The following is an 8,949-nucleotide window of genomic DNA, read 5'->3' as shown; positions in this document are numbered from 1 at the left end:
GGCATCGAACCCGCCGACCTGACCGTCCACACCCCCGACCTCGACGACGTCTTCCTCACCCTCACCGGCCAGAACCCCACCCAGACCACCGACCAGCAGCCCGCCGACCAGCAGCCCGCCGACCAGCAGCCCGCCGACCAGAACGGCCGGACCGAGCAGAACGTGGAGTCCCTCTGATGAGCACCCTCACCCTCGCCGCCCGCGACTCCTCGACGATGATCCGGCGGCAGCTCAAGCGCCTGGTCCGCTACCCGTCCATGACCGTCCAGCTGATCATCACCCCGGTGATCCTGCTCTTCCTGTTCGTCTACGTCTTCGGCGGCACCCTGGGCAACGGACTGGGCGGCGGCCGCGACGCCTACGTCAACTACGTCGTCCCCGGCATCCTGCTCATGGCCGCCGCCACCGCCGCCACCGGCACCGCGGTCATGGTCGCCACCGACATGACCGAAGGCATCATCGCCCGCTTCAAGACCATGCACATCTCCCGCGCCAGCGTCCTCACCGGCCACGTCGCCGCCAGCCTGGTCCAGCAGCTCCTGGGCGCGGCCGTGCTCGTCGGCATCGCCTACGCCATCGGCTTCCGCCCCAACGCCACCCTCATCGAATGGATCGCCGCCGCGGGCCTGCTGGTCTTCTTCATCCTCGCCATCACCTGGCTGTCGGTCGCCCTCGGCCTGAAGTCCCCGACCCCCGAAGCCGCGGCCAACGCCCCCATGCCCCTGGTCTTCCTGCCCTTCCTGGGCAGTGGCTTCGTCCCCACCGACTCCATGCCCACCGCCCTGCGCTGGTTCGCCGAATACCAGCCCTTCACCCCCATCATGGAAACCCTCCGCGGCCTCCTGCTCGGCACCCCCATCGGAAACAGCGGCCCGATCGCCCTGGCCTGGTGCGCCGGCCTCATCACCGTCTCCTACCTCTGGGCCAAGAACACCTTCAACAAGGCCTGACCCCATGAACGGGCCGAACAGGGCCGTCAGACCACCCGGTCTGACGGCCCTGAGCCATTCCCGCCGCCGTTCAATGGAGGGCGGGCTCGTGTTCGCGCCGGGACGAGGCCCGGAGTGGTCAGCGGACGGTTTGCAGGTGGAGGACGGCGTCGCGGGTCTCGGCCAGTTCGGTGTCCCAGTCGGCCGGGGGAGCCAGGGGCGCCAGGACGAACTTGGAGAGGCCCGCCTCGACCAGGCGTTTGAGGTGGGACTCCAGGCCGTCCAGGTCGGGGACGACCTCGTCCAGCGGGGCCGGGCCGCGGACGGCGCGGGAACGGGTCAGCCGGGACTCCACTTCCGGGGGCAGCGGGCCGCGGCGGTAGGGGACGACGGCGCCGAAGTGCTCCTCTTCGACCTCGCGGCCGGCCTCGGCGGCGGCCTGCTGGACGAGGAGGCGGCCGCGTTCCCCTTCGGCGGGGGTGACGAACGCGGCGAGCCAGCCGTCGGAGAGGCGGCCGGTGCGGCGGAGTTCGACGTCGGCCGCGCCGCCCATCCAGACGTCGAAGCCGCGCTTGGCGGGCTTGGGCAGCACGCGCAGCGCGTCGTACTGGAAGTGCGCGCCCTGATGGGTGACCTCGTCCTCGGCCCAGAAGCGGCGCAGGAGGGGCAGGGCCTCCTCGAAGATGGCGGCGCGTTCCTCGCGGCGGACGCCGAAGGCCTGCTGCTCGCCGGCGTTGCGCAGGCCCAGGCCGAACGCGGGCAGGAGACGGCCGCGGGCGAGGCGGTCGAGGGAGGCGAGTTCCTTGGCGACGAGGGCGGGGCGCCGGCCGGGCAGCGTCATGACGGACATGCCGAGCTTGATGCGCGTGGTCAGGGCCGCCGCGTAGGTGAGGGCGACGACGGGATCGGCGGACGGGCCGGTGGCGCGTTCGGAGACCCAGAGGGAGTCGAACCCCTCACGCTCCAGGCCCAGGACCAGCGCGGTGAGGCCGTCGGGGTCCGGGACGGCGGCGGGCGTGTTGTAGCCGATTCTGACGATCACGCTTCGACCGTACGGCGGGTTAGTTCTTTGACGCAACCCAGGCGGCGGGCACGGCGGCGAGGGCGCACACGGCGATGGTGACGGCCATCGGGACGGCGGTGCCCCCGGCCAGCGGCGCCGCGGCGCCGCCGATCGCGAACTGGCCGAGGCCCAGCAGGGCGGACGCGCTGCCCGCGATCCTGGGCGGGCGGCCGGTGAGCGCCAGGGCCGTCGAGTTGGGCAGGACCAGCCCCTGCGCCGCCACGACCAGGAACAGCGCGGGGAGGATGACGGCCAGGCCCGCGCCCGCCACGACCGCGATCAGGAGGACGACCGCGCCGGCGGCGACGACGGCCAGGCCGGCGGCCAGCAGGCGGCCGAGCGGGACCCGGCCCACCAGGCGGCAGTTGACCTGCCCTGCGAGCACGATGCCGAGCGCGTTGACTCCGAAGACGGCGCTGAACGCCTGCGGCGACATGCCGTACCCGTCCTGGAGGACGAACGGGCTGCCCGAGATGTAGGTGAACATGGCGGCGAAGGCGAGCCCGCCCGCCGCGGCGTAGCCGGTGAAGTGCCGGTCGGTGAGCAGGGCGCGGAAGGCGGCGAGCGTGGCCCCGATCCCGCCCGTCTCGCGGTTCTCGGGCGGCAGCGTCTCGCGCATGCCGAGCAGCGCGGCGAGGAACAGCGCCACGCCGATCGCGGACAGGACGGCGAACACGCCGGGCCACGGCGTGATCCGCAGCAGCTGGCCGCCCACGACGGGGGCGAGGATCGGCGCGAGGCCGTTCACCAGCATGAGCATCGAGAAGAACCGGGCGGCGGCGACCCCGTCGTACAGGTCGCGCACCACGGCGCGGGCGATGACGATCCCGGCGGCGCCCGCGGCGCCCTGCACCAGGCGGAACCCGATGAACGTCTCGACGGACGGCGCCAGCATGCATGCCAGGGACGCGGCCGAGTAGGCGAGCAGGCCGACGAGCAGCGGGCGCCGGCGGCCCCAGCGGTCGCTCAGCGGGCCCGCGACGACCTGCCCGGCGGCCAGGCCGATCACGCACGCGGTCAGCGTCAGCTGCGCCCGCGTCGCGCCGGTCGACAGGTCGGCGGTGAGGTCGGGCAGCGCGGGCAGGTACATGTCGATCGACAGCGGCGCGATCGCGGTCAGCGCGCCGAGGATGACGATGAGCCGCAGCCGCCGCTCGGGTGCGGCGGACGCGGTGGTCCCGGCGGTGTCGCCGGTGCCGGTGGCTGCCTGGGTCATGTGGTCTCCGGAAGGGGGACGCGCACCGCCGCGCACGGGGAACGCGCGGCGGTGCGCCTTGGGGAGATGGTCACACGGTCGTGACGACCTGGTCGTAGTCCAGGCGGGGCAGGCGAGGGAAGGTGCCCGCGGGGTCGGGACGCCCGATGTTGACCACGGCCACGGCCTGCTCGCCGTCGTTCAGGAACTCCCGGGCGACGCCGTCGGCGTCGTACCCGGCCATCGGCCCGGCCGCGAGCCCGGCGGCGCGGATGCCGAGGATGAGGTAGCCGAGCTGGATGCTCGCGTTGAACCGCGCGATCTGCGGGCGGCCGGGGTGGTCCTCGAACGCCTCGCGCGCGTCCGGCTTGTGCGGGAACGTGGTGGGGAAGTGCTCGTGGAAGCCGGAGTCGGCGGCGACGATCGCGGTGAGCGGCGCGGCGGCGGTCTTGGCCTTGTTGTTGTCGGTCATGTGGGCGACCAGGCGTTCGCGGGCCTCCGGCGAACGCACCAGAACGAGCCGCATCGGCTGGTTGTTCATGGCGGTGGGACCCCACTTGACCAGGTCGTAGATCGCCCTGACCTGGTCGTCGGTGACGGGCTCGCCGGTGAAGGCGTTGGCCGTTCGCGCCGACCTGAACAGCAGGTCCTGCGCCTCCTTGGCCAAGGCCAGCGTGCCGTCGTCCACCGTCGCCATCTCGTCACCCTCTCCGTAGCGGCTGAAATCCGAGTACAGGAGATGTAACGGTGTGACTGTCAGTTATCTGCCGCGTCAGGAAGTGGGGTCGGTCACATCAGCCGGCGCGCCTCGTCCGGTCACGTCAGCGGAGGGCCAGGGTGATCGTGGAGCCGCGCAGGTAGACGGCGCCGGGCCGGGGCTGCTGGCTCGCCACCAGTGTGCCCTGGCTGCCCACGGTGACCTGGAAGCCCAGCATCGCGGCGGTGCTGCGGGCCTGCTGCTCGCTCAGCCCCACCAGGTAGGGAACGGCGACCTCGCGGCCGGTGATGGTGCCGCCCTGGCCCGCCGACACGTACAGGGTCACCGGCGCGCCCGCCCGCAGCGTGGTGCCCGCCGGGGGATAGCTGCGCACGACGCGGCCGGCGTCCTGCGACGACGGCACCCTGATCACCGCGCCCAGCGGGATCTTGCGGGTCGCCAGGTTCTCGACGGCGGACGAGGTGCCGAGGCCGGTGACGGCCGGGATGGCGACGGGCGGGGCCGCGGCGTTCGCGGTGGCCCCGGTGCCGGTCGGCGCGGGCGTCGCGGGCACCTCCTGCTGGACGGGGGACGCCTCGCCCGCCGGCGACGTGCCCGGATCCGGCGTGGCGCCGCCGACGAGCAGGGTCAGGCCGAAGACGCTCACCACGGCCACGCTCATGATGCCCCCGAGGACGGCCATCGCCCGTCCCGACATCTCCGTTCCGGAGTCCGCCGCCTCCGCCGCCGGCCCCGACAGCTCCGGTGCGCTCTGCTCGGGCATACCTGCCCCCATCTTCAGGTGGGGTCCAACCCCCTCTTGGTCGGTGGGACGCCCGCTCACGCGGCGGAGTTCGGTCATCACGCGATTGGGCATCGAACCCGCGGCGCCGGGCGGGCCCGCGCAACGTGATCAGAACGCCGGCGGCGCGGTCAGAAGGGCAGCCGTGCCGCGGTGACGACGACCGAGGCGGTCAGGGCGGCGACGGTCAGCACCGAGAGGCAGGCGAGCACCGCCCAGCGTCCCAGTTGGTAGCCGAGCGGCACCCGGGCCGCGCCCCGGCCCTTGACCGGCCACGGCGACCGCAGCGGCGCGGTCCCCGGGACCTCGGTCGCGTCGGGCAGGGGGGTGCCGGACGACCCGTTCGCGGGCAGCCCGGAGACCCAGCCGAGCAGGCCGGCGACGTCGGCGGGGTCGGTCGCCAGCCCCGAGCCGAGGTACCGCACCTGGCCCGCGACCTGGTCGAGCGTGCGCACCGTGTTGCCGAGCCCGACGCCGCCGAGCCAGCCGCGCAGGTCGGTGCCGCCGCGCAGCGGGCTCCCGATCTCGGTGCGCTCCAGGAGGTCGGTCTTGGTGACGACGACCGCGACCCGCCGCTGCCGGCCCCGGTCGGGCCGGGACCGCAGCTCGTTCAGCAGCCGCTGCAACGTGTCGGCCGGGTCCTCCTCGGAGGACGCCGCCGAACGGTCGACCAGGCCGCGCTCCTCGGCCGTCAGCGACCGGCGGACCTGGGGGAGCGCGAACGGGTCGACGATGAACAGCAGCGCCTCGCCGTGGTCGAGGTAGCGCAGCGACTCCACCTCGGTGGCGCCGGTGTAGTGCTCGCCCGCCGGGTCGAACAGGTAGAGGATCCGGCGCGCGCGGCCCGGCATCTCCACGTCGACCATCGTGGCCAGCGGCAGCTCGGGACCCGTCTTGGCGAGCCGGCCGCCGCGCTGGAACTCGCGGATGGCGCCCGCGTACGCCTGCGCGTGCCGCTGCTCGACGAACGCCAGCCGCCCCTGGACGGCCCGCGCGCGGGCGTGCAGCGCGCGGATGCCCAGGAACATGAACGTGGTCTTGCCGGCCGCCGGGCCGCCGACGAACGGCAGCGGCTCGACCCTGACCCGCCCGATCCGTTCCGGCAGCCGGCCCTCGCAGTGCGGGCAGTACGCGGCGAGCCGGAACCGGCCCAGCGGCACCGTCGTCGGCAGCCGCGTCCCGCACCGGCACACGTGCCGGAACGCGCCCGCCCGGCCCGGCGCCAGCCGCGGATGCCGGGCGTCGCAGTCGGGGTTGGGGCACGCATACACCGGCAGCCCGACCCGCTCGTAGCAGAACGGGTGGGGGCAGGTCTGCAGGATCCTGCCGTAGGCCATGAAGCCCCGTTCGACCAGGGCCAGGACGAGCACGCACACCAGCCAGGCCGCGAGCCCGACCGCCGCCACCACCGCGTACAGCACCGTCAGCAGGGCGGCCAGCACCACCGCCGGGACCGCCGCCGCCAGGATGCCCGCGCACACCGCCAGCCAGATCGGGAACGTGAAGAAGCCCCAGAGCCCGCCGAGCAGGAACGTCCGGGTGAGCGTGACCACGGTGCCGACGGCGGCGTTCCAGATCAGCGGCACCACGGTGCGGGCGATCACCCACCAGTCGCGCCACACCTGTCCCAGCAGGTAGTGGCGGTAGGACACCTCCGGTGCGGGCACCGGAGAGGGCCCCTTCAGCGAGGTCGGCGCGAGCGTGCGGCAGGCGTGCCAGTAGTAGAGGCCGAGCGCGCCGACCGTCGCGACGATCAGCGTCGCGGGGAAGAGGTAGGGGAAGACGAAGACGAAGCCGGCGTACATGACCGCGACCCAGAGGGCCGCGGCCAGCAGGACGAGGATCATCTGCACGTCACTCACCCCGCCGCAGGTCGCGGAGCGCGGCGCTCAGCCCGGCGTCGCCGGAGAAGCGCGCCTCGAGCTGGCGGACGGAGAAGAACTTCGAGACCGCGGCACGCGCCCAGGCCTCCAGGGCCGGCTCGGTGACGCCGAGCGCGCGCGACCTCAGGACGACCTCCACCAGCTCGTCGCGGCGCGCGTTCTCCGCGGTGCGTTCGCCGCGCGCCCGGCGGCCCTTCACGGGCAGCCACGCGTCGGCGAGCCTCGCGCGCACACTCTCGGAGACCGCGGCGAGCAGCTCCGCGCGGAACCGCGGGGCGCGCCGTGCCAGCCGCCGCGCCGCGCCGTCGAAGGCCGCCTCGGACAGCCGCGGCGACGCGCCCGCCGCGCTCAGGGCGCCGAGGGCGGCGGCCGACGCCTCCGGCCGGTCCGCGGTCACCGCCTCGGCGAACGCCCGCACCGCCGCGCCGTCGCGTTCGGCGCCGGTGCCCGGCAGCAGCGCCCCGGCGCGCACGGCCAGCCGCAGCGTCGCCGCCTCCGCCAGGGCCGCGCCGTCGTCCGTACGCGCCACCCGGGCGAACGCGCGGGAGGGCAGCGGGCTCAGCGCCGACCGGCCCAGCACGGCCTCGGGGTACGCCTCCAGCAGTTCGAGGCACTCCGCGACCGTCGGCGGACGGGCCCATACGCGGCTCAGCGGCGGGTCGAGGTCGGTGATGCCGCGCCCGATCCGCAGCAGCTCGCCGGTGACCGCGAGCCGCCGGTCCCGCCGCCGGTGGCCGACCGACGCCAGGACGGCGCACGCCACCGCGGGCGCCGCCGCGAGCCTGCCCGGCTCACGTTCGTACAGCAGGTCGCACGCGGTGTTGGTGAGCACCGCCCGCCGCGTCGTCTCGTCCGCCGACTCCAGCCCGGCCAGGGCGCCGTCGAGCAGCGCCCCGTACGCGTCGGCGGGGCAGGCCGACAGGGCGGTCGGCAGGTCGGCGGCGCCCGCCTCGGCCAGCCCGGCCGCGACCGCCGTCACCTCGGTCGCGTCGACCGGCGCCCCGGCCCGCGACGCGACCGCCATCACCCGGGCCGCCTCGGTCAGGTCGGGGGCCGCCGCCAGCGCCAGGCGCACCGCCCCGGCCAGCTCGGCCCGCGACCCGGGCGGCAGCGGCGCCTCCGGCAGCCGGTCGCGGACGGACGCGTCCGACAGGGCCAGCACGGTGGCGCGCAGCGCGCACTGCGCGGCGACGTCGGCCGCGCCCGCGGACAGGGCCCAGTCGTGGATCGCCAGCGCGAGCCCGAACGCCATCGACGGCACCCCGCGCACGGTGCCGCCCGCAGGGGGGCGATCCCCCACGCCCTCCGGAGCGGCTCCGCCGCGGATGAGGTCACGCCACACCCACTCGGGGACGGCACGGCCGTGGCGGGTCAGCATCGCCGCGACGGCCTCCTCCTCGGCGGGCGGGACGGCCACGCCGCCCCGGCACATCGTCAGCAGGCCCGCCGCCCGGTCGAGGACGCCGGGGTCGAGGGGGTCGGGCTCCAGCAGCGCCAGCTCGCCCAGGGCGTCCAGGCCGGCGAAGTCGGGGCCGCGCCAGCAGTCCGCGACCGTCCGCGCGAACCGCCGCGGCGCCTCCGGCCCGCCCGCCTCGCCGACGGCGCGGCCCGCCTCCCCGGCGGCGGCCCCCGCCGATCGCAGGTCGACCGACAGCAGCGCCGCGGTGTGGTGCTGGGCGCTCGCCCACACGTCGGGCGTGGTGCCGACCAGGCGCTGCGCCGCGCCGCCCGGGTCGGCGCTGTAGGTGACGAACGACATCCGCGCCGCCGCCGCGACCGGCAGCGAGTACGACACCACCGCGATCCAGCGGGCGATCCGCTCGACGTCGTCGGCGACGAGCACGACCCGGCCGTGACCGCGGCCCAGCACCGTGACCATCGCGTCGATCAGCCGGGCCAGCAGGTCGTAGGCGTCCTCGCCGCCCGCCGCCAGCCAGCCGGCGAGCACCTCGGGCTCGAACTCCGCGCCCGGCACCAGCTCGTCCAGATCAGGGAGCTCGCCCCTGTCGTCGGGCCGCCGCGACCACAGCGGGGCACGCCACAACTCGGCGGGCCGCAGCCCTTCCAGCTCGTCCGGCTCGGCCACCACCGCGTGCGCGAAGAAGTTGCCGGAACGGCCCGAGTAGTCCTGCCCGAGGTAGCGGCACCACAGCAGCAGGGCAAGCCCGCCCGCCCGGTCGTACAGGAACGCCTCGGGGAACCCGCCGAGCTCACCCTCGTCCGGGTCGAGCGGCGCGCCCGGCGGCGGCCGGTACGACAGATGCGGCGTGACGGCGGCGCGCGCGCCGTCCGGCAACCCGGGCGTCTCGGCGACGAACTGGAACCCGGCCCGCCCCGTCGGGCCCCGGCGCGCCGAGGTGTAGTGCAGCTGCCAGGCCAC

At 75.2% G+C, this 8,949-nt stretch carries 7 protein-coding genes; 1 reads left to right on the top strand and 6 read right to left on the bottom strand.

Features of this window, described 5'->3' with window-relative positions; translation table 11 throughout:
* The first annotated feature begins 176 nt into the window (after positions 1-176).
* The gene (locus ABZ810_RS39215) at positions 177-950 is read left to right on the top strand and encodes an ABC transporter permease (RefSeq protein ID WP_358411984.1); all 774 of its coding nucleotides are present in this window, start codon (positions 177-179) and stop codon (positions 948-950) included.
* Positions 951-1,068: 118 nt separating this feature from the next.
* Here the strand turns inward: ABZ810_RS39215 and ABZ810_RS39210 are convergent, their stop codons facing one another.
* The 6 genes from ABZ810_RS39210 to ABZ810_RS39185 all read right to left on the bottom strand — a co-directional run bounded on the left by ABZ810_RS39210 (position 1,069) and on the right by ABZ810_RS39185 (position 8,949).
* Complete coding sequence (locus ABZ810_RS39210) at positions 1,069-1,971, bottom strand: LLM class flavin-dependent oxidoreductase (protein ID WP_358411983.1); 903 nt, start codon at positions 1,969-1,971, stop codon at positions 1,069-1,071.
* 19 nt (positions 1,972-1,990) lie between these two features.
* On the bottom strand, positions 1,991-3,208 hold the full coding sequence (locus ABZ810_RS39205; protein ID WP_358411982.1) for a multidrug effflux MFS transporter: 1,218 nt from the start codon (positions 3,206-3,208) through the stop codon (positions 1,991-1,993).
* Positions 3,209-3,278: 70 nt separating this feature from the next.
* On the bottom strand, positions 3,279-3,884 hold the full coding sequence (locus tag ABZ810_RS39200; RefSeq protein WP_358411981.1) for a malonic semialdehyde reductase: 606 nt from the start codon (positions 3,882-3,884) through the stop codon (positions 3,279-3,281).
* A 124-nt stretch (positions 3,885-4,008) separates the two neighbouring features.
* Positions 4,009-4,668 carry a PASTA domain-containing protein gene (locus ABZ810_RS39195; protein ID WP_358411980.1) on the bottom strand — a complete coding sequence of 220 codons (660 nt, stop codon included), beginning with the start codon at positions 4,666-4,668 and terminating at the stop codon, positions 4,009-4,011.
* 149 nt (positions 4,669-4,817) lie between these two features.
* Positions 4,818-6,533, bottom strand: coding sequence for a hypothetical protein (locus ABZ810_RS39190; protein ID WP_358411988.1), 1,716 nt, complete (start codon positions 6,531-6,533; stop codon positions 4,818-4,820).
* A gap of 7 nt (positions 6,534-6,540) precedes the next feature.
* The gene (locus ABZ810_RS39185; protein WP_358411979.1) at positions 6,541-8,949 is read right to left on the bottom strand and encodes a hypothetical protein; all 2,409 of its coding nucleotides are present in this window, start codon (positions 8,947-8,949) and stop codon (positions 6,541-6,543) included.

Source organism: Spirillospora sp. NPDC047279 (genome assembly GCF_040643285.1).
Classification (GTDB): Bacteria; Actinomycetota; Actinomycetes; order Streptosporangiales; family Streptosporangiaceae; genus Spirillospora.
Note: the sequence above shows the minus strand (reverse complement) of the source record. Positions and strands in the feature narration are given on the sequence as shown.